The 25,232-nt window shown below is 74.4% G+C and carries 19 protein-coding genes; 12 read left to right on the plus strand and 7 right to left on the minus strand.

All coding sequences use genetic code 11. From position 1 onward, the window contains the following. Nucleotides 1–5: 5 nt before the first annotated feature. From E7Z53_RS13335 to E7Z53_RS13350, 4 genes are read left to right on the plus strand one after another with little or no spacing between them, the layout of a single operon-like run. Entirely contained in the window at nt 6–275 is a 270-nt protein-coding gene (locus tag E7Z53_RS13335) for a MoaD/ThiS family protein (RefSeq protein ID WP_017834396.1), read from the plus strand. Nucleotides 276–279: 4 nt separating this feature from the next. Next, nucleotides 280–873: a molybdenum cofactor guanylyltransferase gene (mobA, locus tag E7Z53_RS13340; RefSeq protein WP_035925839.1), complete on the plus strand. Its 594-nt coding sequence runs from the start codon at nt 280–282 to the stop codon at nt 871–873. A 39-nt stretch (nt 874–912) separates the two neighbouring features. After that, entirely contained in the window at nt 913–1,209 is a 297-nt protein-coding gene (locus E7Z53_RS13345) for a DUF6457 domain-containing protein (protein ID WP_109268599.1), read from the plus strand. After that, complete coding sequence (locus tag E7Z53_RS13350; protein WP_176337952.1) at nt 1,209–2,576, plus strand: molybdopterin molybdotransferase MoeA; 1,368 nt, start codon at nt 1,209–1,211, stop codon at nt 2,574–2,576. The genes E7Z53_RS13345 and E7Z53_RS13350 overlap by 1 nt, the downstream gene beginning before the upstream one ends. Before the next feature lie 70 nt (nt 2,577–2,646). Here the strand turns inward: E7Z53_RS13350 and E7Z53_RS13355 are convergent, their stop codons facing one another. Further along, on the minus strand, nt 2,647–3,147 hold the full coding sequence (locus E7Z53_RS13355) for a DUF456 domain-containing protein (RefSeq protein WP_035925832.1): 501 nt from the start codon (nt 3,145–3,147) through the stop codon (nt 2,647–2,649). 156 nt (nt 3,148–3,303) lie between these two features. On the opposite strand from E7Z53_RS13355, the gene E7Z53_RS13360 reads away from it, so the two are divergent. Next, a complete protein-coding gene (locus tag E7Z53_RS13360; RefSeq protein WP_176337953.1) occupies nt 3,304–5,940 on the plus strand; it encodes a multicopper oxidase domain-containing protein in 2,637 nt (878 codons plus the stop codon). An 85-nt stretch (nt 5,941–6,025) separates the two neighbouring features. Then, complete coding sequence (locus E7Z53_RS13365) at nt 6,026–6,634, plus strand: lytic transglycosylase domain-containing protein (protein ID WP_035925826.1); 609 nt, start codon at nt 6,026–6,028, stop codon at nt 6,632–6,634. A 7-nt stretch (nt 6,635–6,641) separates the two neighbouring features. On the opposite strand, the gene E7Z53_RS13370 is transcribed toward E7Z53_RS13365, so the two are convergent. The 3 genes from E7Z53_RS13370 to E7Z53_RS13380 form a co-directional block, all read right to left on the minus strand. After that, the gene (locus E7Z53_RS13370; protein ID WP_109222265.1) at nt 6,642–8,084 is read right to left on the minus strand and encodes a phytoene desaturase family protein; all 1,443 of its coding nucleotides are present in this window, start codon (nt 8,082–8,084) and stop codon (nt 6,642–6,644) included. 8 nt (nt 8,085–8,092) lie between these two features. Then, entirely contained in the window at nt 8,093–13,015 is a 4,923-nt protein-coding gene (locus E7Z53_RS13375) for an NAD-glutamate dehydrogenase (RefSeq protein ID WP_176337954.1), read from the minus strand. A 134-nt stretch (nt 13,016–13,149) separates the two neighbouring features. Continuing rightward, nucleotides 13,150–13,728, minus strand: a complete 579-nt coding sequence (locus E7Z53_RS13380; RefSeq protein ID WP_017834387.1) for a histidine phosphatase family protein — start codon at nt 13,726–13,728, stop codon at nt 13,150–13,152. A 178-nt stretch (nt 13,729–13,906) separates the two neighbouring features. Between E7Z53_RS13380 and E7Z53_RS13385 the strand changes: the two genes are divergently transcribed. Next, nucleotides 13,907–15,289: a TIGR01777 family oxidoreductase gene (locus E7Z53_RS13385; protein ID WP_176337956.1), complete on the plus strand. Its 1,383-nt coding sequence runs from the start codon at nt 13,907–13,909 to the stop codon at nt 15,287–15,289. A gap of 110 nt (nt 15,290–15,399) precedes the next feature. Here E7Z53_RS13385 and E7Z53_RS13390 read toward each other — a convergent pair whose 3' ends face one another. Then, nucleotides 15,400–17,595, minus strand: coding sequence for a catalase (locus E7Z53_RS13390; protein WP_095651302.1), 2,196 nt, complete (start codon nt 17,593–17,595; stop codon nt 15,400–15,402). A gap of 280 nt (nt 17,596–17,875) precedes the next feature. Next, nucleotides 17,876–18,856: a YsnF/AvaK domain-containing protein gene (locus E7Z53_RS20015; protein WP_217905756.1), complete on the minus strand. Its 981-nt coding sequence runs from the start codon at nt 18,854–18,856 to the stop codon at nt 17,876–17,878. A gap of 146 nt (nt 18,857–19,002) precedes the next feature. Here E7Z53_RS20015 and E7Z53_RS13400 point away from each other — a divergent pair, with 146 nt between their 5' ends. From E7Z53_RS13400 to E7Z53_RS13410, 3 genes are read left to right on the plus strand one after another with little or no spacing between them, the layout of a single operon-like run. Further along, nucleotides 19,003–19,266, plus strand: coding sequence for a PLDc N-terminal domain-containing protein (locus E7Z53_RS13400; RefSeq protein WP_176337957.1), 264 nt, complete (start codon nt 19,003–19,005; stop codon nt 19,264–19,266). Nucleotides 19,267–19,319: 53 nt separating this feature from the next. Continuing rightward, on the plus strand, nt 19,320–20,003 hold the full coding sequence (locus E7Z53_RS13405; protein ID WP_176337958.1) for a tetratricopeptide repeat protein: 684 nt from the start codon (nt 19,320–19,322) through the stop codon (nt 20,001–20,003). Next, nucleotides 20,000–20,956 carry an aldo/keto reductase gene (locus E7Z53_RS13410; protein ID WP_109222268.1) on the plus strand — a complete coding sequence of 319 codons (957 nt, stop codon included), beginning with the start codon at nt 20,000–20,002 and terminating at the stop codon, nt 20,954–20,956. The genes E7Z53_RS13405 and E7Z53_RS13410 overlap by 4 nt, the downstream gene beginning before the upstream one ends. Before the next feature lie 15 nt (nt 20,957–20,971). Here the strand turns inward: E7Z53_RS13410 and E7Z53_RS13415 are convergent, their stop codons facing one another. After that, entirely contained in the window at nt 20,972–21,742 is a 771-nt protein-coding gene (locus tag E7Z53_RS13415) for an IclR family transcriptional regulator (RefSeq protein WP_126349817.1), read from the minus strand. Between the two features lie 172 nt (nt 21,743–21,914). Here E7Z53_RS13415 and E7Z53_RS13420 point away from each other — a divergent pair, with 172 nt between their 5' ends. Together E7Z53_RS13420 and E7Z53_RS13425 are read left to right on the plus strand one after the other, a co-directional pair. After that, nucleotides 21,915–23,357, plus strand: a complete 1,443-nt coding sequence (locus E7Z53_RS13420) for an MFS transporter (RefSeq protein WP_176337959.1) — start codon at nt 21,915–21,917, stop codon at nt 23,355–23,357. Further along, nucleotides 23,357–25,222, plus strand: a complete 1,866-nt coding sequence (locus E7Z53_RS13425) for a bifunctional sugar phosphate isomerase/epimerase/4-hydroxyphenylpyruvate dioxygenase family protein (RefSeq protein WP_176337960.1) — start codon at nt 23,357–23,359, stop codon at nt 25,220–25,222. The genes E7Z53_RS13420 and E7Z53_RS13425 overlap by 1 nt, the downstream gene beginning before the upstream one ends. The last annotated feature ends 10 nt before the right edge of the window (nt 25,223–25,232 follow it).

Genomic DNA, 25,232 nt, shown 5'->3' on the forward strand with positions numbered 1-25,232 from the left:
CAGGGATGCTGATCCGCTACTTCGCCGCCGCCCGCGCTGCGGCCGGCACCGACGCCGAGACCCTGGAGGTCCCCGACGACCGGCCCTGCACGCGCCGGGACGTGGAGAACCTGCTGGCCCGGGCCCACCCCGAGCCGCCACCGGGACAGCCTCCGCTGGCGCAGGTGCTGGCCCGGTCCAGCTTCCTGCTCGACGGCGTGGCCTGCCCCGATCCCGACACCCCGGTCCCGTCCGGGGCGGTGCTCGACGTCCTGCCGCCCTTCTCCGGCGGATGAGCGCGTGAGCGCCCCGGGACCGGCCCCGGTCTTCCACGCCGTGGTCCTGGCGGGCGGCCGCTCCGCCCGCCTGGGCGGCCGGCCCAAGGCCGGTCTGCGGCGAGCCGGGCGCACCCTGCTGGAGCTCACGCTGGACGCGGTCCGGGAGGCGGCGGGCGTCGTCGTCGTCGGCCCGGCGGACCCGGCCGTCCCCGCGCACGTGCTGCGCACCCGGGAGGACCCGCCGTTCTCCGGCCCGGCCGCGGGCATCGCCGCCGGGCTGCGCGCCCTCGACGCCCTGCCCGCCGCGCAGTGGACCCTGACCCTGGCGTGCGACATGCCCGGGGTGTCACGGGCCGTGCCCCTCCTGCTGGAGGCGGCCCGGACCGGTGACGGCGCCGCCGGCTACGTGTCGGTCCCGCCCGACGGCCACCGCCAGCCCCTCGCCGCCCTCTACCGCAGCGACGTGCTGCGCCGGGCCTTCGCGGGGCAGGACGCCGCGGACCGGTCCGTGTTCTCGTTCGTGCGCGAGCTCCCGCTCCGGGACGTCACCGTGCCCGAGGACGCCACCGCGGACGTCGATACGTGGGACGATGTGCACAGGCACCACCTGACCTGACCACGAGCGGGCGGCCCCACCGCCCGGGAGGAGCGGCGCATGCCCAAGGACCTGAGCCCGTCCGAGCACGAGATCCTGGAACGGTGGGTCGAGGCCGTGCGGGCGGCCCTGGACGTGCCCGACGCCGGCCTCCCCCTGGACGCCGTGCTGGGACTCACCGGCAGGATCGCCCACGGCACCGTGCGCCCCGCCGTCCCGCCCACCGCCTACCTGCTCGGCTACCACGTGGGCCGCGCCGCGGCCGCGGGCGAGGACGAGCACCGCGTCCTGGACCGCGCGCTGCAGACCGTCGACGGTCTCGTCCCCGCCGCCCGCCGAACCCCCGAGGAGAACTGATGTCCGGACTGCCCCTGCCCCACGACACCAACAGCCCCTACAAGCACGCGCTGCCCGTCATCGAGGACGACAGCGGCACGCCCGAGAGCGCCCCCGAGGAGGTCGAGACCGTCCACGACGCCGACTGGCACCGGGCCCGGCAGTTCTCCTACGACATCGCCACCGCGCTGCCCAGCCACTGGCTGCCCCTGCAGGAGGCGCTCGGCGAGGTCCTCGCCGAGGACGTCACCGCCCCGATCCCGGTCCCGCACTACGCCTCCTCCGCCATGGACGGCTACGCCGTGGCCGGCCCCCAGCCGTGGACGGTGGTCTTCCCCGAGCCTGTGGAGACCGACCCCCGCAAGATGCTGACCATCCCGCCGCGGGAGCTCTACCGCCCGGTGCTCAACCTGGAGCCCGGCGAGGCCACCCGCATCGTCACCGGCGGACTCGTCCCCGCCGGGGCCCGGGCCGTGCTGCGGGACGAGTACGCGCAGCTGTCCGAGGAGGGCACCGTGCTCACGATCGCGGCCCACGCCCCCTCGGCCGAGGACATCCCCTACGGGCAGAACATCCGCCGCACCGGCGAGGAGGTCGCGGCCGGGGACGTCATCCTGCACGCCGACTGCCTGCTCAACCCGGCGCACATCGCCTTCGCCGCCGTCAGCGGCCACGACATGCTCCCGGTCCGCCGCCGTCCGCGCGTGACGATCCTGCTCACCGGCAGCGAGGTGGTCGAGGACGGGATCCCCGAGCCGGGCCAGGTCCGGGACGCCTTCGGCCCCCAGCTGCCCACGTTCGTGGAGATGCTGGGCGGGTCCGTGGACCAGCTCCGGCGCGTCGAGGACACCGCGAAGGCGATGCTCTCCGCCCTGACCGAGGCGCCCTCCGGCATGGCGTCGGTGCTCGACGCCCGCACCGAGGTGGTCATCACCACCGGCGGGACCGGGCACTCCGACGCCGACCACGTCCGCTCGGCGCTCCAGGAGCTCGGGGCGGTCTTCCTGCTCGACGGCCTCGCCCAGCGCCCGGGCCACCCCACGTTCCTGGCACGGCTGCCCGAGGACGGCCCCTTCGTGGTGGGCCTGCCCGGCAATCCGCTGGCGGCGATGACCAGCATCTTCACGGTGGCCCAGCCGCTGCTCGCCAAGCTGCACAGCGACCGGCCCCCGGCCACGCGCACCCTGCCGGCGGCCGAGGACCTGCCGGGCCAGAAGGTCACCGCCCTGGTGCCCGCCTACCTCCGGGACGGGACGGTCGCCCCCCGGGACCGGGTCGGCGCGAACATGCTCCGCGGGCTCGCCCACGCGGACGTCATCGCCGTGGTCCCGCCGGGCGGCGTGGCCGCCGGGCAGGACGTCGAGGTGGTCCCCCTGCCCTGGCGCTGACGCGCCGTGGGACGCCGAGGGCCCGGACACCGCTGGTGTCCGGGCCCTCGGCGTCCCCGGCTTCGCGGGCTCAGGCGGTCGTGAAGAGGACCAGCGCGCCCAGCACGAAGACCGTGGAGGCGGCGAGCGCGCACGCGAACTCCACGACGATCCCCAGGCCCGCCGCCTTGAGACCCGCCCAGCTGGAGTCCAGCGCCGCCCGGAGGTCCCGCTGGCGGGCGGTCTCGCTCAGCAGCAGGCCCACGAAGAACCCCACGAAGATCCCGACCACCGGGATCACGAACAGGCCCACCACGGCGCCGGCCGCGGCGTAGAGGAGGGAGCGGTTGGGGATCTGCCGGCGCTTGAGCCGGGTGCCGGTGAGCACGGCGCTCGCGGCCATCCCGGCGATCGCCAGCGCGGAGCCGATCCCCAGCACGGTCCAGCCCTCGACCGCCTGGACCGTGAGGGCCCAGACGAGGAGGCCGACCACGATCAGGATCGAGCCCGGCAGCACCGGCACGATGATGCCGAGGCACCCGACGACGAGCAGGGCGGCGGTGATGAGGGTCGCGATGATCTCGGCAGTCACGCCCTCATCGTAGGCGGCACACCCGGCGACAGCCGCACCGTATACTAGTATTTGCTCCGCAAATTAAATGGGCAGGTGAGCTCCGTGCACGCATCCGCACGCCCCCGGGGACGGACGTCCTGGCACCGCCGGGCCGGCAGACCGGTCCGTCTGTGGATGGCGGCCCTGCTCCTCGTCGTGCTCTTCCACCGCTGGCTCCCGGAGACGCGGTGGCTGCTGGTGCACCTCGTCACCCTGGGGCTCGTGACCAACTCGGTCCTGGTGTGGTCACAGCACTTCACCGACTCCCTGCTGAAGAACCGGGTGCCCGACGACGCCCGGGGTCGGCAGCTGGCCCGGATCGGGCTGCTCAACGCCGGCACCGTGCTGCTCGTCGTGGGAATCCTCACCGGCTGGTACGTGCTGGTGCTCTTCGCCTCGACCGCCGTGGGCGCCGCGGTGGCCTGGCACGGGGCGGCCCTGCTCCGGCAGCTGCGCACGGCGCTGCCGTCCCGGTTCGCCGTCACCGTGCGCTACTACGTGGTCGCGGCCTTCCTGCTGCCGGTGGGCGCGGTCCTCGGCGCGCTCCTGGCCACCGGCCCCGCCGGCGCCTGGCACGCGCGCCTGCTCCTCGCCCACGAGGTCACCAACGTCCTGGGCTTCGTGGGCCTGACCGTCGCCGGGACCGCGCTCACCCTGTGGCCCACGATCCTGCGCACGCGCATGCCGGAGCTCTCCACCCGGGTCAGCACCGCGGCGCTGCCCGTGCTGACCGGGGGGCTGGTGCTCACCGGGACGGCGGCACTGGCCGGGTCCCCCGTGCTCGCCGCGGCGGGCCTGGCGGTCTACGCGGCGGGGCTGGGCGCCGTGGTCGCGGTCATGGCCCGGACCGCGGTGCGGGCCCGTCCCTCCGACTACGCGGGCTGGTCCGTGGCCGCCGGCGTCCTGTGGTGGACGGTCACCGTGGTGGCCGCCGTCCTCGTGGTGGCCCTGCACGGCTTCGACGCGGCGGCGCTGGGACAGCTGACCGTCCCGTTCGTGGCCGGCTTCCTGGTACAGGTGCTGCTGGGGGCCATGACCTACCTCCTGCCGGTGACCATGGGGGGAGGGCCGGCGACCGTGCGGGCGGCCCACCGGGCCATCAACCGCGCCGGGACGTTCCGCGTGGTGGTCGTCAACCTGTGCGTGCTGCTCTTCGCGCTCCCACCGGGCGCGGTGCCCTCCTGGGTCCGGGCCGTGGTCTCCGTCCTGGGCGCGGCGGCGCTCTTCGCGTTCGTCCCGCTCATGGTCTCCGCCGCCCGGACCTCGCTGGCGGGGCGCCGGGCGGCCATGGCCCGCCGGGCCGGGGAGCCGGTGCCCGTGCCGGAGGCCGTCGCCCCCGCCGCGCCTCCGCGGCCGGCCCGCGAGGCGCTGGCGGGGGTGCTCGTGGTGGCCCTGGGCGTCGCGGCGGGCATCGCCGTGAACCCCGCCGCGGCGGGGTTCGACCTGCGCGGCGGCGGCTCCGGGGCCCCGGCCACGGGCGGGACGACCACCGTGCAGGTCAGTGCCCGGGAGGGGATGCGCTTCGAGCCCTCCGTCGTGGAGGTCCCGCTCGGCGACCAGCTCGTGATCGAGCTCACGAACGACGACCCGACCAACGTGCACGACCTCGTCCTGGCCTCCGGCACGAGCTCCGGGCGCGTCGGCCCCGGACAGACGGTGACCGTGGAGGCGGGGGTGGTCGACGGACCCCTGGAGGCGTGGTGCTCGATCGTCGGGCACCGCAGCATGGGGATGACCCTCGACGTCGTCGCCGTCGGCGCGGACGGCGCTCCCCTCGACGCGCCCTCCGCGGCCGGCCAGCGGCGCGGGGCGCCCGGCGTGGTCCCCGCCGGCACCGATCCGGCCGACGGCGCGGACCTCGGGGCCGCCCCGGGAGAGGGCGTCGAGGTCCGCTCCCCCGTGCTCGAGCCCGTCGGCGCGGGCGTCCAGGAGGACGGCCGGCGGGTGCACCGGGTGGACCTCGACGTCTCGGAGGGCGAGCACGAGATCGCCCCCGGCGTCCGCATGCGGGCGTGGACGTACAACGGCCGCTACATGGGGCCCACGCTGCACGGGGAGGTCGGCGACGTCTTCGAGATCACGCTGACCAACGGCGCAACGATGGGCCACTCGGTGGACTTCCACGCGGGCACGGTGGCGCCCGACGAGAACATGCGCACCCTCGCCCCGGGGGACTCCCTCGTCTACCGCTTCGAGGCGGTGCGCTCCGGCATCTGGCTCTACCACTGCTCCACCGCGCCGATGAGCACGCATGTGGCGGCCGGCATGTTCGGCGCCGTGGTGATCGACCCGCCGGGGCTCCCGGAGGTGGACCGCGACTACCTCCTCGTGCAGAACGAGACGTACCTGGGCCCGCCCGGGGAGGACGCCGGCGACGGGACGGGGGTGGACGCCGCCGTGGACCCGGCCAGGATCCCGGGCGGGGTCCCCAGCTTCACGGTCTTCAACGGCCACGCCACCCAGTACCTGCACGAGCCGCTGACCGCCCGCGCCGGGGAGCGGGTGCGGATCCGGGTCCTCGCGGCCGGGCCGTCCACGGGGCTGAGCTTCCACGTGGTCGGCGCTCAGTTCGACACCGTGCACAAGGAGGGCGCCTACCTCCTGGAGCGCGGCGGCGCGGGATCCGGCGGGGCCCAGGCCCTCGACCTCGCCCCTGCCCAGGGCGGCTTCGTGGAGCTGGAGTTCTCCGAGCCCGGCACCTATCCCTTCGTGAACCACTCCCTCGTGGAGGCCGAGCGCGGAGCCCGCGGCCTGATCGAGGTCACCGGCTGACCCTCCCGTCCACCGGGCGGGCGTGGAGGCTGTCCCCCCAAGAGGCCGCAGACCGGGGCGGGCGGGCCGCCCTAGCCTGGAACAAATGGCCACCACCGTCCTGGACCCCGCGCGCCCCGGCACCGAGGAACTCGCCCCGCGCGGTTCCCGGTGGTTCCTGCTGGCCTCCGTGGTGCTGCTCCTGATCGGCACCGGCGGGCTCTTCCACGCCAACGCCCCCGGGTGCTGCGGGGCGTCCCTCGGCGAGGAGCCGATCCGCACCGCGCCCGTCCCGGAGCCGTGGGGCGATGACGTCCTGGCCGCCGCCGAGCTCTCGGGGCTCCCGCCCGAGATCGTCGCCGCCCAGCTGGACGTCGAGAGCCGCTGGGACCCCCGGGCCGTCAGCCCCGCCGGGGCGCAGGGCCTCGCCCAGTTCATGCCGGACACGTGGAAGCGCTACGGCCGGGGCGACCCGTTCGACCCGCGGGCCGCCATCCGGGCCCAGGGCCTCTACCTCAAGGACCTGCGGCGCATGGTGCGGGGACTGGCGCCCGCCTCGGCCCGGGAGGAGATCGACCTCGTGCTGGCCGCCTACAACGCCGGGCCCACGGCGGTCCTGCGGCACGGCGGGATCCCCCCGTTCGCGGAGACCCGCGGCTACGTGGCGCAGATCCGCGAGCTCGCGGCCACGACGTACGCCGGGGTCGGCGCCTGAGCGCTCGTCAGCCGGCGGGCCGCCGGCTCCTCGCGAGGCCCCGCAGCGCCCTGCGGGCGGCGTGGTACCCGGCCATGCCGTGCACCCCGCCGCCCGGGGGCGTCGACGACGAGCACAGCCAGACCCCCGGCACGCCGGTGGCGTAGGGGTCGGCCTGCACGGCCGGCCGGAACAGCTGCTGCAGCCCGTCCAGGGAGCCGCCGCCGATGTCCCCGCCCACGAGGTTCGCGTTCCACGCCTCCAGCCCCGCCGGGGAGGTGTCCACGCGCTCGCGGATCCGGTCGCGCACCCCGGGGGCGAAGCGCTCGAGCTGCCGGAGCACCCGCTCCCCCGCCCGGGGGTCGTCGCACCCGTGGGGGACGTGGGCGTAGGCCCACAGCACCTGCCGACCCGCGGGGGCCCGGGACGGGTCGGCGGCCCCCTGCTGGGCCACGAGCACGAACGGGCGCTCCGGCAGCCGGCCCGCCCGCGCCTGCTGCTCCGCGGCGCCGATCTCGGCGAGCGTCCCGCCCACGTGCACGGTCCCGGCCTCCGCCACGCGCGGGTCCCGCCACGGCACGGGGCCGTCCAGCAGCAGGTCCACCTTGTAGGAGGCCGTGCCGTAGCGCCACCGGGCGAGCGCCCGCCGGTACCGGTCCGGCAGCTCGAGCCCGCGCAGGCCCAGCACCTGCCGGGGCGTGAGGTCCAGCAGGACGACGTCGGCCGGCCGCACCTGGGCGAGGTCCGTCACCGGGGAGTGGACGAGCACCCGCCCGCCGTGCTCCTCGAGATCGGCCACCAGGGCGTCGACGACGGCCTGGGTGCCGCCGTGGGCCACCGGCCACCCCGTGGCGTGGGCGGCGGCGCCGAACAGCGTCCCGAAGGCGGAGGTCAGCGCGTGCCGCGGGGGCAGCACCGCATGGGCGGCGGACCCGGCGAAGAGCCCCCGGGCCTGCTCGGTGCGGAACAGCGCCCGCGCCGTGGCCGCGGCGGGCCACGGCGCGCGCAGACCGAATGACGCCAGTGCCCGCGGGTGCTCGGGCACGCGCACGAGCGGGCCCAGCACCGACTCGACCGTCTCCTCCCAGCGCTCCACCACGCCGCGGTGCAGCAGGGACCACGCCCGGCCGTCCGCGCCCAGCCCCGCCGCCGTGCGCTCGAGCGAGCGGTGCAGCAGGCCCGGCGGGCCGTCGTCGAGCGGGTGCGCGGCCACGACCGGCGGGTGCAGCCACTCCAGGCCGTGCCGGTGCAGGCCCAGCTGCGCGAACAGCGGGCTGGCCACGCCGAAGGGGTGGACGGCGGAGCCGAGGTCCACCACCGTGCCGGGGCCGAGCACGGCCGCGGAGCGGGCCGCGCCGCCGGCCGAGCCCGCCGCCTCGTGGACCGTGACGTCGAGGCCCGCGCGGGCCAGCACCACGGCCGCGGCGAGCCCGTTGGGCCCCGAGCCGACGACCGCGGCCGTCCCCTGCACGGGCCGTCCTAGCCGACCAGGGCGCTGCGCATGGTCCGCAGCGCCACGGACAGGGACGCGAGCTCCGCGGAGGCCTCGCCCGTGTCCTCGGCCTCGATCTCCCCCAGCACCTCGCGCAGCCGGCCCAGGCGGGACTCGTTGCTGGACTCCCAGGACTCCACCTTCTCCCGCGCGTCCCGGCCGGGGGCCTCGAGCGCCTGGTCGGCGAGGGCCACCAGGGTCGCGTACACGTCCTCCCGCATGGACATCCGCGCGAGGTTCTCCCAGCGGGTGGTCTGCGGCAGGCCGGTGATGCGGTTGAGCAGGCTCTCGATGCGGTAGCGGTCGTAGAGCCGGAAGTAGACCTTGGCGATGGTCTTGATCTGCTCCTCGTCGAGGCCGCCGTCCTCGGCGATCGCCTCGCCGGAGGCGTGGGCGAGCCGGGCGACGTCGAGCAGCGCGAACGCGTCCAGCAGCTGCGACCACTCCGTGGCCAGCGCCCCGGGGACGCCCTGCCGCGCGGCGGCCTCCGCCCGCGAGTCGACCCGCTGCCGGGAGTCCTCCCCGAGCAGCCGGTCCTCGAGGAACCGGATGTCCACGGTGGGCTTGTAGCGGTCGATGACCTCGGCCACCGGGTTGGCCGTCTCCTCCCGGTTGATGAGCCAGCGCACCACGCGGTCCAGCAGGCGCCGCATGTCCAGGAACATCCGGTCCCACACCTCGGTGGGCACCTCCGCGGGCAGCTCCCGGTGCTGGTGGGCGTAGCGGTCGATCTCGTAGATCTGCACGGCCGCCACGAAGGCCCGGGCCACCTCCACGGGCCCGCACCCGGTCTCCTCCATCACGCGGTAGACGAACGGGATGCCGCCGTAGTTGACCATCTGGTTGGCCACCATCGTGCAGATGATCTCGGCGCGCAGGGGGTGGGTGCCGACGAGCTCGCCGAAACGCTGGGTGATCTGCTCCGGGAAGTAGGCCTCCAGGACCTCCCCGAACCACGGGTCCTCGGCGAGACCGCCCTCGACCAGCGCCTCCGAGAGCTGGATCTTGGCGTAGGCCGCCAGCACGGACAGCTCCGGGGACGTGAGCCCGTGGCCGGTGCGGACCCGCTCGCGCAGCTGCTCGTCGGAGGGCAGGAACTCGATGCCCCGGTCGAGGTCGGCCTCGTCCTCGAGCCAGTGCAGGAACCGGATGTAGGCCTCGTTGAGGGCCCGCACGCGCGAGCGCTCCGTGGTGAGCAGCACGTTCTGCGCCACGTTCGTCTCGAGCACCAGCCCGGCGACCTCGTCGGTCATGGCCTCGATGAAGCCGGCGCGCTCCGCCGCGGAGAGCTCGCCCGCCACGACCATGCGGTCCACGAGGATCTTGATGTTGACCTCGCGGTCGGAGGACTCCACGCCGCCGGAGTTGTCGATCGCATCCGTGTTGATCAGCACCCCGTTCAGCGCGGCCTCCACGCGGCCGAGCTGGGTGCAGCCCAGGTTGCCGCCCTCGCCGACGACCTTGGCCCGGAGGTCCCCGCCGTCGACGCGGATCGGGTCGTTGGCCTTGTCCCCCACGTCCGTGGAGGTCTCCTGCGCCGACTTCACGTACGTGCCGATCCCGCCGTTGTACAGGAGGTCGGCGGGCGCCGTCAGGATCGCCCGCATCAGCTCGATCGGGGAGAGCTCCTCGACGCCGTCGTCGAGGTCGAGGGCCTCGCGGACCTGCGGGGAGATCGGCACGGACTTCGCGGTGCGCGAGTACACGCCGCCGCCGGCCGAGATCTTCTCCGGGTCGTAGTCCTGCCACGAGGAGCGCGGGCGGCCGAACAGCCGCTCGCGCTCGGCGTAGGAGACGGCCGGGTCCGGGTCGGGGTCGAGGAAGATGTCGCGGTGGTCGAACGCGGCCAGCAGCCGGATGTGCTCGGACAGCAGCATGCCGTTGCCGAATACGTCGCCGGACATGTCCCCCACGCCCACCACGGTGAAGTCCTCCGCCTGGGTGTCGACGCCCAGCGCGAAGAAGTGCCGCTTCACCGACTCCCACGCCCCCCGGGCCGTGATGCCCATGGCCTTGTGGTCGTAGCCCACCGAGCCGCCCGAGGCGAAGGCGTCCCCGAGCCAGAACCCGTACTCCGCGGAGATCGCGTTGGCGGTGTCCGAGAAGGACGCCGTCCCCTTGTCCGCGGCCACCACCAGGTAGGAGTCCTGGCCGTCGCGGCGCACCACGTTCTCGGGGTGCACGACGACGTCCTGGCCGGACGCGTCGCGGACGAGGTTGTCGGTGATGTCCAGCAGGGAGGCGATGAACAGCTTGTACGCCTCCCGGCCCTCCGCCACCCAGGCGTCCCGGTCCGCGGCCGGCTCGGGCAGCTGCTTGGGGTAGAACCCGCCCTTCGCCCCGTTGGGGACGATCACCGAGTTCTTCACCATCTGCGCCTTCACCAGGCCCAGGACCTCGGTGCGGAAGTCCTCCCGGCGGTCCGACCAGCGCAGGCCGCCGCGGGCCACGGGCCCGAAGCGCAGGTGCGTGCCCTCGACCCGCGGGGACCACACCCAGACCTCGAACATGGGGTGCGGCAGCGGGGCCGTGCTGATCCGCCGGGGGTCCAGCTTGAACGCCATGGTGGGGCGGTGCCGGTACACGTTGGTGCGCAGCGTGGCGGCCATGCACTCGGCCAGCGCCCGCAGCAGCTTGTCGGCGTCCAGGGTGGGGACCTCGTCCAGGGCCTCGGTGAGCCGCCCCTGCGCGGCGTCGCGCTGGGAGCCGCGCACGGCGTCGTCGAGCGCCGGGTTGAAGCTCGCGTCGAAGAACTCGACCAGCGCCCGGGTGACCCGCGGGAAGCCCAGGAGCGTGTCCGCGATGTAGTCGAAGGAGTTGGGGTGCCCCAGCTGCAGGAGGTACCGGACGTAGGAGCGCAGCACGGCCACGGTCCGCCACGTCATGCGCTCCGTCAGGACCAGCCGGTTCAGGGAGTCGGACTCGGACCGCCCGGACAGCACCGCGCACAGGGTGTCCTCGATGAGGTCCTCGGTCTTGGCGTCCTCCGGGCCGGTCGCGTGCACGCCCTCCGGCAGCCGCACCCCGAAGTCGTAGAGCTGGAAGTGGCGGCCGTCGGCGGGGGTGACCTCGTACGGCTTCTGGTCCAGGACCGTCAGTCCGAGGTTCTGCAGCATCGGCAGCAGCTCGGTCAGGGACAGGGAGCGGGTGAGGTAGATGTTCAGCCGCACGCCCCCGGGGTCGTCGACGACGCGCACCTCCGCGGGCAGGTCCGGGTCCCGTCCCCACAGCTCCTCGCAGCGCTGGAGGTCCTCGACCGCCTCCTCGATCTCGTAGTCGGCCCGATAGGCGTCCGGGAACGCCTCCGCCCAGTTCTCGGCGTGCGTCCGCGCGAGCTCCTCCGAGAAGTCCCGGTGGATCGCGCGCACCAGCGCCTCGGACCAGGACCGCACCGCGGCCCGCAGCCGCGCCTCCAGGCCCGAGCGGTCGAAGGACTGCACCTGACCGGTGTAGGGCAGCCGGATGCGGAAGAACAGGCGGGCGAGGGTCGAGGAGGTGAGCCGGGCGTCGAAGTCGATGGACTCGGCGTCGAAGGTGCGCTTGAGCTCGGCCTCGATCCGCCCGCGCACCGACGTGTTGTACCGGTCGCGGGGCAGGAAGACGACCGCGGACATGAACCGCCCGAAGTGGTCCTGGCGCAGGAACAGCCGGGTCTGCCGCCGCTCGTCCAGGCCCATGACGCCGCGCATGATGTCGTAGAGCTCGTCCGCGGTCATGTGGAACAGCTCGTCGCGCGGGTAGTCCTCGATGTTGCCCATGAGGTCCCGGGCCGAGTGCGAGTCCTCGAGGAAGCCGAACCGCTCGGCGACCTCGGCCATCTTGTCCTTGATCAGCGGCGTCTCGCGGGCCGGCGTGTTGTAGGCGCGGCGGGTGAACAGCCCCAGCACGAGGTACTCGCCCACGATCCGGCCCTCGTCGTCGTACTTCGCGACGCCGATGTAGTCCAGGTACTCCCGGCGGTGGATCGAGGAGCGGCGGTTGGCCTTCGTGATGAACAGCGTGCCGGCCTCGCGGGCGTGCTCCCGGCCCAGCCCGGTCAGGACCTGCCGGTGCGGCTTGCGGTCGTGCTCCACGAGCAGGCCCAGACCGGTCCCGGGACGGCTGACCAGGGAGAGGCCGTCGCCGGAGTCCTCGAGGTCGTACTCCTTGAAGCCCATGAGGATGAAGTTGCCCCGGACCAGCCAGCGCAGGAACTCCTGGGACGGTCCGACCAGCGGCGGGTGCCCGCCCTCGGGCAGGTCCAGCCGCCGCAGCCGGTCGAGCTCGTCCGCGAGCCGTCCGACGCGCTCCTTGAGCTCCACCTGGTCGTCGTCGACCCGCTGGACGTCCTCGAGCAGGCTCGTGAGCCGGTGCACCAGCTCCTGGGCGGTCTCGTCCGAGATCTGCCGGGAGAGCTCCACGGAGATCCAGGACTCCACCACGTGCGTGGTGCCCCCGTCCGAGCGGAACCCGGCCAGGCTGGGCAGCGCGGTGGTGTCGCCGCTGGAGGTGGCCGAGAAGTCCGGGACCTGCTGGAGCTCGCGCAGCTCGTGCGTCCCTGCGTCCCGGGCGGCGACGAGCACGGGGTGGATGAGCAGGCGGGCACCGCCCCACTTCGCGGCGATCTCCGCGGACACGGTGCTCACGAGGTAGGGGACGTCCTCGGTGACCACGAAGACCACGGAGGTCGAGTCCTCCTGGCGCACGCCCACGGCGATCTCCCGGGGCGCGCGGACCCGGCCCACCTCGTGGTGGTGGTCGGCCCGCTCGCGCAGCTGGTCCTCGGTGCGCGCGAGCAGGTCCTCCTGGGGCACGTGGCGGTAGTACTCGTTGATCCACGCCCGGTCCCCGGACCACTCGGGGGCCCGCGGGATCACCTGCAGCGCCTCGGTCCGGTCCTCGTCGGGGATCGTGTACTGGTCAGAGGCCACAGCCGCATCACGCCTTCGTCGCCGTGGACGGCAGGGGGCACGGTCCGTGCGCCGCCCTCGCCGCCCCAGGGGGTGGACGGCACCTCGTGGGACCGTCCCTGGTGGTCCCAGCTTATTGAACGAAGCCGGGACTGTCAGGGTGCGGTGGACTCCGACGCGTCATCTCGCAGGCGCGCGGCGCCGAGGGCCTCCGTCCGCACGGGGACCACCTCGCAGTTGCCGACCCGGGGATGGGCCTCCCCGTTGAGCTCGGAGACCGTCAGGCGGATGAGCGAGCCGTGCGCCACCACCAGCACGCGGCGCCCGGGGTGGTCGGCGCGGATCCGGCGCAGCGCCGCCAGACCGCGGCGGACGACCGCCTCCGGCGGCTCCCCGGCGGAGAGCACCTGCTCCCGCGCGGCGCCCTCGAGACCCGCCAGGCGCGAGCCCTCGAGCGGGCCGAAGCTGCGCTCCACGAGCTCGTCGTAGGTCGCCGCGAGCTCGAGGCCCAGGGCCTCGCCGATGATCCGGGCGGTCTCCACGGCCCGGCCGAGCGGCGAGGAGACCAGGACGTCCCAGCCGAGGGCCTCGGCGTGCAGGTGGCGGGCGACGACCCGGGCCTGCTCCCGCCCGGCGTCGTTGAGCGGGACGTCCGTGGCGCCCTGGAGCCTCTCCTCGAGGTTCCAGTCGGTCTGGCCGTGGCGGATGAGCACGATGCGTCCGGGGGTGTTCACGTCCCCCACTCTGGGCGACGGCCCGCCGGGGGGGCAAGCGGGACGGCGGGAATCCCGGTCCGCGGGGGCCCGGGCACCGCACCGCACCCGGCCGCCGCCGGCCCTCCGGGCCAGGACACGGACGGCCCGCGGCCCGAGGTCCTGGACGAACCGGGGCAATGCGGGTTGAGTGGCACGCATGACCACCTTCACGTTCAGCTCCCGCGTGCCCCACTCCGTCGAGGACGTCTTCGCCTGGCACGCCCGCCCGGGGGCGCTCACCCGGCTCACGCCCGCGTGGACGGGCTCCGTGGTGGAGGAGTCCTCGCCCCCGCTGCAGGACGGGACGCGGTCCCGGCTGCGGGTGGCCGTGCCGGGCTCCTACGGGCTGGCCTCGGTGCCCTGGACCGCGGAGCACCACGGCTTCGTCCCCGGCCGGGAGTTCCGGGACCGGATGGTGAAGGGCCCGCTCGCCTCGTGGGAGCACCACCACCGGTTCGACGACGACGGGCACGGCGGGACCGTGGTCACGGACACCGTGGAGTACGCGGCGCTGCCGGGCAGCAGGGCGTTCGGGGACCGGCTGATGAGCCCGGCGCTGGGCCGCCAGTTCGAGGCCCGCGCCCGGCGGCTGGCCGCCGACCTCGAGCTCCACAGCCGCTATCCCGGCCGGCCCCTGACCGTCGCCGTCACGGGGGCCTCGGGCACCATCGGCGTGCAGCTGGCCGCGCTGCTGAGCACCGGAGGCCACACGGTCCTGCGCTTCGTGCGCCGCGAGGCGCGCACCCCCCTCGAGATCTCGTGGGACCCGGCGGCCGGGGAGCTGGACCCCGCCGCGCTGCGGGGGGTGGACGTCGTGGTGAACCTCGCCGGGCGCAGCATCGGGGGGCGGCTCACGGACGCCGCGAAGGAGCAGATCCACGACTCGCGGGTGCTCGGCACCCGGCTGCTCGTCCGCGCCTTCGTCGCGCTCGGCGACGAGGCCCCCGCCGCGCTGGTCAACGGCTCCGCGATCGGATACTACGGGGCGGACACGCACGGGGAGAGCGTCACGGAGAAGTCCCCGCCGGGCGACGACTTCCTCGCCGAGGTCTGCACGGCGTGGGAGCGTGCCGCCCAGGAGGCCGAGGCCATCGGCACCCGCGTGGTCACGGTGCGCACCGGGGTGGTGCAGAGCCCCGCCGGCGGCGCCCTCAAGGCCCAGCTGCCCCTGTTCCTCGCGGGGCTGGGGGGACGGCTCGGCTCCGGGGACCAGTGGCTGAGCTGGATCTCGCTGGACGACACGGTGGGTCTGTTCGCCCACGCGGTGCTCTCCCCCGGCCTGCACGGGCCCGTCAACGCCGTGGCCCCGATGCCGGTGACGGGCCGCGACTACGCCCGGACCCTCGGCAAGGTCCTCGGCCGGCCGGCCCTGCTGCCCACCCCGGGGTTCGGGCCGAAGCTCGTGCTCGGCTCCGAGGGCGCCGAGCTGATGGCGCTCGCGGACCAGCGGGTCTCGGCGGACCGGGCCATCGACCGCGGCTACCGGTTCCGCTACCCCGACCTCGGCTCGGCGCTGCGGGAGGAGCTGGGCCGCTTCTGACCCGCCCCGGCCCGCCCGCCGCCACCGCCGGGACCACCACGTCGGCCCGGGCACCCCGCGGATCCGCGGGGTGCCCGGGCCGACGTGGCGGGTCAGCGGCAGGACGGCCGTCAGAGGCGGCCGGAGACCGGGAACCGCTCCCAGGCGCGGTGGCTCTTCATGAGCGTGACCACCTGCTCGACCACGGCGGCGGCGTCCTTGCCGGAGACCACCCCGGGCGCGCCCTCGGGCAGGCCGGCCGCGGCGAGCACCTGGCCCTTGGCGCCCCAGGTGCCGATGGCCTTGGCCTGGCGGAACACCTCGCCGAGCAGCAGGTGCACGCGCGGGTCCACGCCGCCGGGGGCGACGGCTCCGGCCTTCGCGTCGAGGCCCTGCCGGGCGTCCGGGGCCGGCGGGACGGCGCCGGCCACCAGCACCGAGTCGAACTCGACGGAGCGCGCCGTGAGGTAGGTCCGGTGGGCCACGACCTTCCCGCCGCGCCCGACCGGCCCGCCGTGCGGGGCGATGACCAGCGGCACCATCCCGGCGTCGTCGATCGCGGAGACCACGGCCAGGAGGTCGTTCTCGTCGGGGTCGGGGCCCACCACGATCCCGACCTGCCGGCCGTCGAGGGGCCACTGCCCGCCGACCTGGGACAGGGCGGGGCTGGGCTTGATCCTCCCGTGCTTGACGGTCGGCTTCGGCGCCGGAAGGCCCAGGCCCTGGGCGACCACGGCGCACAGCTTCTCGTCGATGTTGGCCAGGGCCTGCAGCTGGCGCTCCTTGACCGCCTGCTCCCAGCACTTGCCGAGCTCGAAGGTGTACGCCTGCGCGATGTGCTCCTTCTCGACGTCGCTCATCGACAGCCAGAACAGGCGGGTCTGGGTGTAGTGGTCCTCGAAGGTCACGGGGTTCCCGCGCTCCTTGACCGACTCCGCGACCGGGGCCGGGTGGTCGATGAAGGGGCGGGCCGGCTCGTCGGCGGGGAAGGGGTTGTTCCCGTCCAGCGAGTTCGGGTGGTAGGGCGCCACCCCGCTGTGCACGGCCGTCTGGTGCATCCCGTCCCGGAGCATGTCGTTGACCGGGGCGTGCGGGCGGTTGATCGGCAGCTGGGTCCAGTTGGGCCCGCCCAGCCGGCTGAGCTGGGTGTCCAGGTAGGAGAACAGCCGGCCCTGCAGCAGGGGGTCGTTGGTGACGTCGATGCCGCGGACCAGGTTGTTCGGGTTGAAGGCGACCTGCTCGGTCTCGGCGAAGTAGTTGGACGGGTTGCGGTTGAGCGTCATCAGCCCGACCGGCTCCACGGGCGCGAGCTCCTCCGGGACGATCTTCGTGGGGTCGAGCAGGTCGATGCCCTCGAAGACCTGCTCCTCGTTGTCCTCGAAGACCTGCACCCCGAGCTCCCACTCGGGGTGGGCGCCTGCCTCGATGGCGTCCGCGAGGTCCCGGCGGTGCACGTCCGGGTCCATGCCCATCGCGATCTGCGCCTCCTCCCACAGCACCGAGTGCACGCCGAGCTTCGGCTTCCAGTGGAACTTCACGAGCACGCTGCGGCCGGCGTCGTCGACGAGCCGGAACGTGTGGACGCCGAAGCCCTCCATGGTGCGGTAGGACCGGGGGATGCCGCGGTCCGACATGTTCCAGATCGTGTGGTGCTGCGCCTCGGTGTGCAGGGAGACGAAGTCCCAGAAGGTGTCGTGGGCGGACTGCGCCTGCGGGATCTCCCGGTCCGGGTGGGGCTTGCCCGCGTGGATGACGTCCGGGAACTTGATGGCGTCCTGGATGAAGAACACGGGGATGTTGTTGCCCACGAGGTCCCAGGTGCCCTCGGAGGTGTAGAACTTCGTGGCGAAGCCGCGGGTGTCCCGGGCGAGGTCGGCGGACCCGCGCGAGCCGAGGACGGTGGAGAAGCGCACGAAGACCGGGGTCTCGACGTCCTTGCCGAACACGGCGGCGGAGGAGATCCTGCTCGCGGTGCCGTAGGAGCGGAACACGCCGTGGGCGCCGGCGCCGCGGGCGTGCACCACGCGCTCCGGGATGCGCTCGTGGTCGAAGTGGCTGATCTTCTCCCGGAAGTGGTGGTCCTGCAGGAGCACGGGACCGCGCCGGCCCGCCTTCAGGGAGTGGTCGGTGTCGGCGCGCCGGGAGCCGTGGGCGGTGGTCAGGTGCTCGCCGCCCTGGGCGTTGAGGGTCGGGTCGATCCCGGTGTCCTGGCCCGTGGGGCTCACCGGCTCCGGCGTGCCCTGGTCCGGCTTGGGCGGCAGCGGCGGGCGGGGCGTGGTGGGCTCCGCGAGCGGGGCGGTCTCGCTGCCGGGGACGCCGGGAGCCATGGGCGCCTGCCCCTCGGTCCTCTGCCTCTTCCTGTTCAGCCTCTTGCGCATGATGGACCTCCCGGTCGTCGAAGTGCGGTCGACACCGGCCGGTCCCGGTCCGGACGGACGGGAACGACCAGCTCACTTACCATTAGTGCACTCCCGTGAGGCAGGGCACAAGTCACCGGACCCGCCTCCGCGCTGGGTGAACAGCCGACCGCGCCCCGGGCGGACTCCCCGGACGGAGCGGAACGGACCCCCTCGGCGCCGTGGCCGAGGGGGTCCGGGACGGAGGGGCTCAGTCCTCCTCGACGTCGACCCGCTCCTGGCGCACGGTCTCCTCGACCACCTCCGTGCGCTCCGTGCGGCGCACCACCAGGCGCACCCGCTCGTAGGGCACGCGCACCGTCTGCACCACGGGCACCTCCCGGTAGAGGATGACCTCGTCCTCCCCCACCGGCAGCTCCCGGCCGGCGAGGAACGCCTCGCGCTCCTCCTCGGTGACGGGGGTGCGGACCTCCTCGACGTCCTCGGACGCCAGGGTCTGCTCCGCGCGCACCGGCTCCTCCACCACGTACTTGCGCAGCCGGGCCCGCCCGGACTCGACGCGCTCGGTCCCGACCTGCAGCCGCTCCTCGTGCCGGACCACGGAGGGGGTCTCGCCGGGGCGACCACCGCCCCCGAGGTCACCGGTCGCGTCCCCGGCGGCGTGGCGGCCGGCACCGCGCTCCGCCCCGGCCCGGGTCGTGGTGTCCCGGTCCACGGTGTCCAGGTCGGCGGTGTCCGGGCCGGTGACGTCCCGGCCGGTGGCGTCCCGGCCGGTCGCCTCCTGGTCGAAGGCCCCTCCGCCGGCGCCGGACGGCTCGTCGCGCCGGCCGTGGTCGCGCCGGTCGTCAGGCCGATCGTCGCCCACGCTCTCGCGGTCGTGGCCGGCCGTGGCGTCCGCCCCGGTCAGCGACTCGCCGGTCCCGCGCACGGGCGAGCCGTCGTCGCGGCCTGAGTCGTCGCCGTGACGGACGGCGTCGTCGTCCCCGGCGTCGATGTTGTAGGCGGGAGCCCCGCCGCGCGGGTCGCGCGTGTCGGTGGCACCCGAGGTCGCGGAGCCGCCGATGTCGCCGTCCTCCCGCCCGTAGGCGTTGTGGTCCCAGAGCTCGGTCGCCGAGCTGGGCGCGTGGCGCTCCACCCCGGTGTCGTCCGCGTCCCGCCCGCCGGCGCGCCCGGCGGTGGGCTCCTCGTGGGCGGACTCCTGGTCGTACGGACGGTCGTCGGAGGTGGACATCGTGGACTCTCCTCGGGGTTGCAGTCGACAGCCACATTTTATCAGCGTGCTGAGCTGTGGCGCATTCCACTCTACGGGGGACCGGGGACCGGCACGCCGGGTCGCCCGCCCTTGTCCGCCCGGGCTCACGGTGCGAGGATCGATGCATGAGCACCTGGACCGCCCTCGCGGCCGGCGGCGCCGAGGCCGCGCGGACGGGGGCGTGGGAGAGCGGTGCGACGGTGGCCGGAGCGGTCGTCGTCGTGCTGATGGTGGCCGCCTCGGTCTCCCTGCTGCGCAGCCCGGCCCTGGATCCCGTGCTGCGCCTGCTGTGGCTGCTCGTGATCCTCGCGTTCCCCGTCGCCCGCGCGGGACTGTGGTTCGCGCTGGGCCGCCGGGCCCCGCGCCCGCAGGACCCGCACCCCGCGTAGCCCGCTGACCCCCCCCCCCCCCCCCGCAGGACCCGGCCGAGAAAGGACTCCGCATGAGCTACACCCAGGACGGGCACGGGTTCTTCACCCGGGCCCTGGACGCCGAGGACCGCGGACGGCTCGACGAGGCCGAGACCGCCTACCAGCAGGCCATCGTGCTCTTCGAGGAGGAGGGTGACTCCCTCCAGGAGCAGGCCGCCTGCCACTACAACCTGGGCCATCTCTACCTGGGGATGAACCGCCCCGGCCGGGCCGTCACCGCCTACGAGAACGCCCTCGGGCTGTTCTGCCGCATCCCCGGCAGCGGCAAGCACCTGGCCCGCACGCACCTGATCCTGGGCAGCCTGCTGCTCGAGCTGGACCGCGCCCACGACTCGGAGGAGCACCTCCTCGACGCCCTGGGCCAGTACCTCGACGCCCCGCACGAGGCGCAGGACCAGGCGCAGTGCCACGTCAACCTGGGACGGGTGTACGAGCTGGGCGAGCGCCACACCCAGGCCATCACGGCCTACAACCGGGCGCTGGACTTCTACCAGGAGACCGAGGCCACGGCCACGGACCAGGCGGAGTGCTTCACCGCCCTGGGCCGGCTCTACGAGCGCGCGGGCCGGATGAAGGAGTCCGGGGCCGCCTACGCGGCGGCCGCCCGCCTGCGCTGGTCCGCCGAGCAGCAGCGCCTGGAGCAGCAGAGCCCCGCCCGGGACGCCGGGGTGCCCGACGGAGAGGACCGTTCATGAGCTCGCGCCTGATCTACGGCTGCATGACCATCGGGGGGTCGTGGGACGACGCCCCGCCGAGCGCAGGGACCGTGGACCGTGCCCGGGCCGCGGTGCACGCGGCGCTGGACGCCGGCATCACCGACTTCGACCACGCCGACATCTACGCCCACGGCAAGTCCGAGGAGGTCTTCGGCGAGCTCCTCGCGGAGGACCCGGAGCTGCGCCGGAGGGTGCGCCTCCAGACCAAGTGCGGGGTGCGCCTGCCGGGCAACACCGCGGCACCCGGCGCGCCGACCCACTACCGGCTGGACCGGGACACGATCCGGCGCGGCCTCGAGGGGTCCCTCCGCCGGCTCCGCGTGGACTCCGTGGAGCGCTTCATGCTGCACCGGCCGGACCCCCTGGCCGATCCCCGGGAGGTCGCGGGGACCCTGGACGAGCTGCGCAAGGAGGGGCTGATCCGCTCCGTGGGCCTGTCCAACATGTCGACCCGCCAGGTGTCCCGCTACCAGCAGGTGCTCAGCACGCCCGTCACCGCGGTGCAGCTCGAGCTGAGCCTGCGGCACCGGAGCTTCGTGGAGCAGCAGATCCTGGCCAACCACCCCGAGGGCGCGGAGCACTCCTTCCCGGAGGGGCTCCTGGAGTACTGTGCGGCCGACGGCATCGAGGTGCAGGCGTGGGGCGCCCTGGCCCGCGGCCTGTACACCGGTGCGCCGATCCCGCCCGAGGACCAGCACGCCGCGGCCACCGCCGAGACGGTCCACCGGATCGCCTCGGCGCACGGCGTCCCCGGCGAGGCGGTGGTCCTCGCGTGGCTCATGAAGCACCCCGGCGGGATCCGCCCGGTGCTGGGGACCACCGACCCGGAGCGGATCGCCGCGTGCGCCGCGGCGGAGGAGCTCGCGTCCCGGCTCGGCCACGAGGACTGGTACGCGCTGCTCACGGCGGCGCGGGGCCAGTCCGTCCCCTGAGCCCGCCCCGGCCGCTCAGCCCGTGAGCCGCGCACCCAGCTCGCCGGCCGCCTCCCGGAGGGCGGGCACCATGTCCACGAGGTCCTCCAGCCGGTGCCGGAACACCGGCGCGGACAGCGCGAGCGAGCCGATGCAGCCCCCGCCCGGCCGCAGGACGGGCACCGCGACGGCGACCATCCCCACGTCGTGCTCCTGGTCCTGGGTGGCCCAGCCCTCCCGCCGGATCCGCTCGACCCGCCGGCGCAGCTCGTCCCGGTCCGTGAGCGTGGCCGGGGTGCGGGCCTCGAGCTCGATGGTGCCGAGCAGGTGCTCGCGCACGTCCTCCGGGGCGAACGCGAGCAGGCACAGCCCGAGGGCCGAGGAGTGCAGCGCGCCGCGGTAGCCGGGGTCGGAGGTGACCCGGAAGTCCGGCCCGTCCTCCTTGGCGAGGGTGTGGAAGCGGTCGCCGTCCAGGACGGCGAAGAGGCAGGACTCCCCCGTGCGCTCGACCATCCGCCGGAGCACGGGCACGACCGTCCCCGTGATCCCGAGGCGCTGGGCCACGCTGTGGGCGGCGTGGAAGATCTTCAGCCCCAGGACGTAGCGCCTGTCCTCCTGCAGCTCGGCGAAGCCGTCCCGGACGAGCGCGTTGAGCAGCCGGTAGGTGGTGCTGAAGGGGTAGCCGCAGATCTTGGTGGCCTCGGCCGCGGTCAGCCCGTCCGGGTGCTCCCCCAGCAGCTCGAGCAGCCGGAGGGCCTTGCCCACCATGTCCTGGCGGGCGGCCCCCGCCGGCTCCGGGGCCGTCACCGGGGGCCCCTGGCGCCGGGGAGGGCGGTTCTGATCGACGTTCGCACAGCAGCGCTCCGTCCGTCCTGCGGTTGACATGTGGACCAGCTCACAGAGATCATGATCACACAGTAGCAGTGACTTCCACAATATGAGAACCAGATCGCGTTGTGGACCGACCCGAAGGACCTCCATGAGCTCAGCAGCGACGACCGCCGGGACCACGGCCCCGCCGCCCTCCGGCCGGACGCCCCGCAAGGCCGCGCTGGCCAGCTGGATCGGCAGCGCCCTCGAGTACTACGACTTCGCGGTCTACGGCACCGCCGCCGCCCTGGTGCTCAACCACCTCTTCTTCCCCGCCGAGACGTCCCCCGGCGTGGCCATCCTCTTCGCCATGGGCACCGTGGGCGTGGCGTACGTCGTCCGCCCGCTGGGAGCCCTGGTCATGGGTCCGCTGGCCGACCGGTTCGGCCGCAAGTTCGTGCTCATGCTGACCCTGTTCATGATCGGCGGGGCGACCTTCGCCGTCGGCTGCCTCCCGACCTACGACCAGGTGGGGATGCTGGCCCCGGTGCTGCTCGTGCTGTGCCGCGTGGTCCAGGGGCTGTCCGCCGCGGGCGAGCAGGCCAGCGCCATCTCCATGTCGCTCGAGCACTCCGACGAGGACCGCCGCGCGTACACCACCAGCTGGACCCTGCAGGGCACCCAGTTCGGGACCCTGCTCGCCACCGCCGTGTTCATCCCGTTCACCCTCCTGCCGGAGGAGGCGCTGTTCAGCTGGGGCTGGCGCGTGCCGTTCTGGCTCTCCGCCGTCGTCGTGGTGGTGGCCTACCTGATCCGCCGCCACCTGGAGGAGCCCCCGGCCTTCCGGGAGGCCCGCGCCGAGACCCCCGCCGAGCAGCCGGAGTCCCCGCTGCGCGTGCTCCTGCGGCACCACCGGGCCGCCGTGGTCCGGATCGCCGCTGCCGCCATGATCAACACCGTCAACGTGGTGTTCACGGTGTGGTCGCTCTCCTTCGCCACCTCCGTGGTCGGCCTCGAGCGCTCCACCATGCTGTGGGTCTCCGTGCTGGCCAACGCCGTCGCCCTGTTCGTGATCCCGGTCGTGGCCGTGCTCGCCGACCGCATCGGCCGCAAGCCCGTCTTCCTCACGGGGGTCCTCGGCCCCGCCGTGCTGATGTACCCCTACCTCTCGGCGGTCCACGCCGGGAACTGGCCGCTCATCTTCGTGCTCGGCGCCGTCATGTCCGGGTGCTTCTACTCGATGGCCAACAGCATCTGGCCCTCGTTCTACGCCGAGATGCTGCCGCTGCGGGTCCGGGTCACCGGCCTGGCCCTGGGCACCCAGATCGGCTTCGCCGTCTCGGGCGGCTTCGCGCCCGTCCTCGCCTCCGCCGTGGCCGGTCCCGCCGGCGACAACTGGCTGGGCGTGGCCGTGTTCGTCACGGTCGCGTGCCTGATCTCCGGCGGCGCCGCGCTCACCGCGAAGGAGACGGCGCGGAAGTCCCTCGACGAGATCGACGCGCTGCACACCTCGCGCACCGAGGCCGCCGAGCTGCGCGCCCTCGAGGCCCGGGGCCGGGGCGCCGAGAACGAGGGCGCCGCGGAGCCGGCCGCCGCCGGGGCGGCACGCTGATGCGCACCTCGATCGCCACGGTCTGCCTCTCGGGCACCCTCGAGGAGAAGATGCACGCCGCCGCGGCCGCCGGGTTCGACGGCATCGAGGTCTTCGAGCAGGACCTGGTCGTCTCCCCCTCCTCCCCCGAGCAGATCCGGGAGCTCGCCGCGCAGCTGGGCCTGAGCCTGGATCTCTACCAGCCCTTCCGGGACTTCGAGGCCGTGGGCCCCGAGCGGCTGGCCGCGAACCTGCGGCGCGCCGAGGCCAAGTTCCGGCTGATGGACCGGCTGGGCATCACCACCCTGCTCGTGTGCTCCAACGTGGCCACCGCCGAGATCGACGACGACGAGGTCATGGCCGACCAGCTGCGCCGGCTCGGCGAGCTCGCCGCGCGCCACGGCGTGCGCCTGGCCTACGAGGCGCTGGCCTGGGGGAGGTTCGTCAACGACTTCGAGCGCGCCCAGCGGATCGTGGACCTCGCCGACCACCCGAGCGTGGGGACCTGCCTCGACAGCTTCCACATCCTCTCCCGCGCCTGGGACCCGGCCCCGATCGAGGACATCGCGGCGGAGAAGATCTTCTTCGTGCAGCTGGCCGACGCCCCGCTCCTGCACCTGGACGTCCTGTCCTGGTCCCGCCACCACCGGGTGTTCCCCGGGGAGGGCGACTTCGACATGGTCGGCTTCATGTCCCACCTGGTCCGCGCCGGCTACGACGGCCCCGTGTCCCTGGAGATCTTCAACGACGCCTTCCGCCAGGCCGACGTCAACCGCACGGCGGTGGACGGGCTGCGCTCCCTGCGCTGGCTCGAGGACCAGACCCGGCGGGCCCTGGCCGGGGAGCGGACCCGGGACACGCTCGAGCTCCAGCCGCTGCCCGCGGTCGAGGAGCCGGCCGGCCACGACTTCGTGGAGATCCGCACCGGGCGGCTCGGCGAGACCACCCGGCTCCTGCACCAGCTCGGCTTCGCCCTGGGCGGGCACCACCAGTCCAAGGAGAACGTGCAGGTGTGGGTGCAGGGACCGGTGCGGGTCGTCGTCAACGACGCGGTCCCGGACGGCTCCCCCACCGAGGTCGCCGCGCTCGGCTTCGACGTCGCCGACCCGGACGCCGCCGTCGACCGGGCCGCCCGGCTCAAGGCCCTGCCCGTGCCCCGCTCCCAGCGCGACGACGAGCAGGTCCTGCGCGGCGTGTTCGCCCCGGACGGCACGGAGATCTTCTTCTGCGAGCGCACGGCGGACGGGGTCCCGGGGTGGCTGGGCGAGTTCGGCGCGGACGACGAGCTCGACACGAGGGCCCTGGTCACCGGGGTGGACCACGTCAACATGGCCCAGCCGTGGCAGCACTACGACGAGGCCGTGCTGTTCTACACCTCGGTGCTGGCGCTGGAGGCGCAGGCCGCCCAGGACGTCCCCGGCCCCTCGGGGCTGGTGCGCAGCCAGGTGATGCGCTCGGCCAACGGGGCGGTGCGGATGCCGCTCAACGTGGCCCCGACCGCCGCGGAGCAGGGCTCCTTCGTGGGCGCGGCCTACCCCGAGCACGTGGCGCTGTCCTGCACGGACGTCTTCGCCGCGGCCCGGCGGGCCCGCCGGCGCGGGCTGCGGTTCCTGCCCGTGCCGCAGAACTACTACGAGGACCTCGACGCCCGCTTCGACCTCGACGCCGGGTTCGTGGCCTCCCTGCAGGAGCTGCACCTGCTCTACGACCGGGACGCCGAGGGCGAGTTCCTGCACTTCTACACGGAGACCCTGGGCACGGTGTTCTTCGAGGTGGTCGAGCGCCGCAACGGGTACTCCGGCTTCGGCGCGCCCAACGCCCCGGTCCGGCTCGCGGCGCAGTACCGGCGCTCGCAGGCGGCCCACCGGGCGCGCACGGAGGCCTGAGCACCCCGCC

This window comes from Kocuria salina (genome assembly GCF_013368965.1).
Classification (GTDB): Bacteria; Actinomycetota; Actinomycetes; order Actinomycetales; family Micrococcaceae; genus Kocuria; species Kocuria rosea.

Excerpts from the sequence above, each read along its gene's own strand:
- E7Z53_RS13335 (WP_017834396.1), top strand. The coding sequence starts at position 6 with ATGCTGATCCGCTACTTCGCCGCCGCCCGCGCTGCGGCCGGCACCGAC.
- E7Z53_RS13345 (WP_109268599.1), top strand. The coding sequence starts at position 913 with ATGCCCAAGGACCTGAGCCCGTCCGAGCACGAGATCCTGGAACGGTGG.
- E7Z53_RS13350 (WP_176337952.1), top strand. The coding sequence starts at position 1,209 with ATGTCCGGACTGCCCCTGCCCCACGACACCAACAGCCCCTACAAGCAC.
- E7Z53_RS13360 (WP_176337953.1), top strand. The coding sequence starts at position 3,304 with ATGGCGGCCCTGCTCCTCGTCGTGCTCTTCCACCGCTGGCTCCCGGAG.
- E7Z53_RS13365 (WP_035925826.1), top strand. The coding sequence starts at position 6,026 with ATGGCCACCACCGTCCTGGACCCCGCGCGCCCCGGCACCGAGGAACTC.
- E7Z53_RS13385 (WP_176337956.1), top strand. The coding sequence starts at position 13,907 with ATGACCACCTTCACGTTCAGCTCCCGCGTGCCCCACTCCGTCGAGGAC.
- E7Z53_RS13390 (WP_095651302.1), bottom strand. The coding sequence starts at position 17,595 with ATGGCTCCCGGCGTCCCCGGCAGCGAGACCGCCCCGCTCGCGGAGCCC.
- E7Z53_RS20015 (WP_217905756.1), bottom strand. The coding sequence starts at position 18,856 with ATGTCCACCTCCGACGACCGTCCGTACGACCAGGAGTCCGCCCACGAG.
- E7Z53_RS13400 (WP_176337957.1), top strand. The coding sequence starts at position 19,003 with ATGAGCACCTGGACCGCCCTCGCGGCCGGCGGCGCCGAGGCCGCGCGG.
- E7Z53_RS13405 (WP_176337958.1), top strand. The coding sequence starts at position 19,320 with ATGAGCTACACCCAGGACGGGCACGGGTTCTTCACCCGGGCCCTGGAC.
- E7Z53_RS13410 (WP_109222268.1), top strand. The coding sequence starts at position 20,000 with ATGAGCTCGCGCCTGATCTACGGCTGCATGACCATCGGGGGGTCGTGG.
- E7Z53_RS13420 (WP_176337959.1), top strand. The coding sequence starts at position 21,915 with ATGAGCTCAGCAGCGACGACCGCCGGGACCACGGCCCCGCCGCCCTCC.
- E7Z53_RS13425 (WP_176337960.1), top strand. The coding sequence starts at position 23,357 with ATGCGCACCTCGATCGCCACGGTCTGCCTCTCGGGCACCCTCGAGGAG.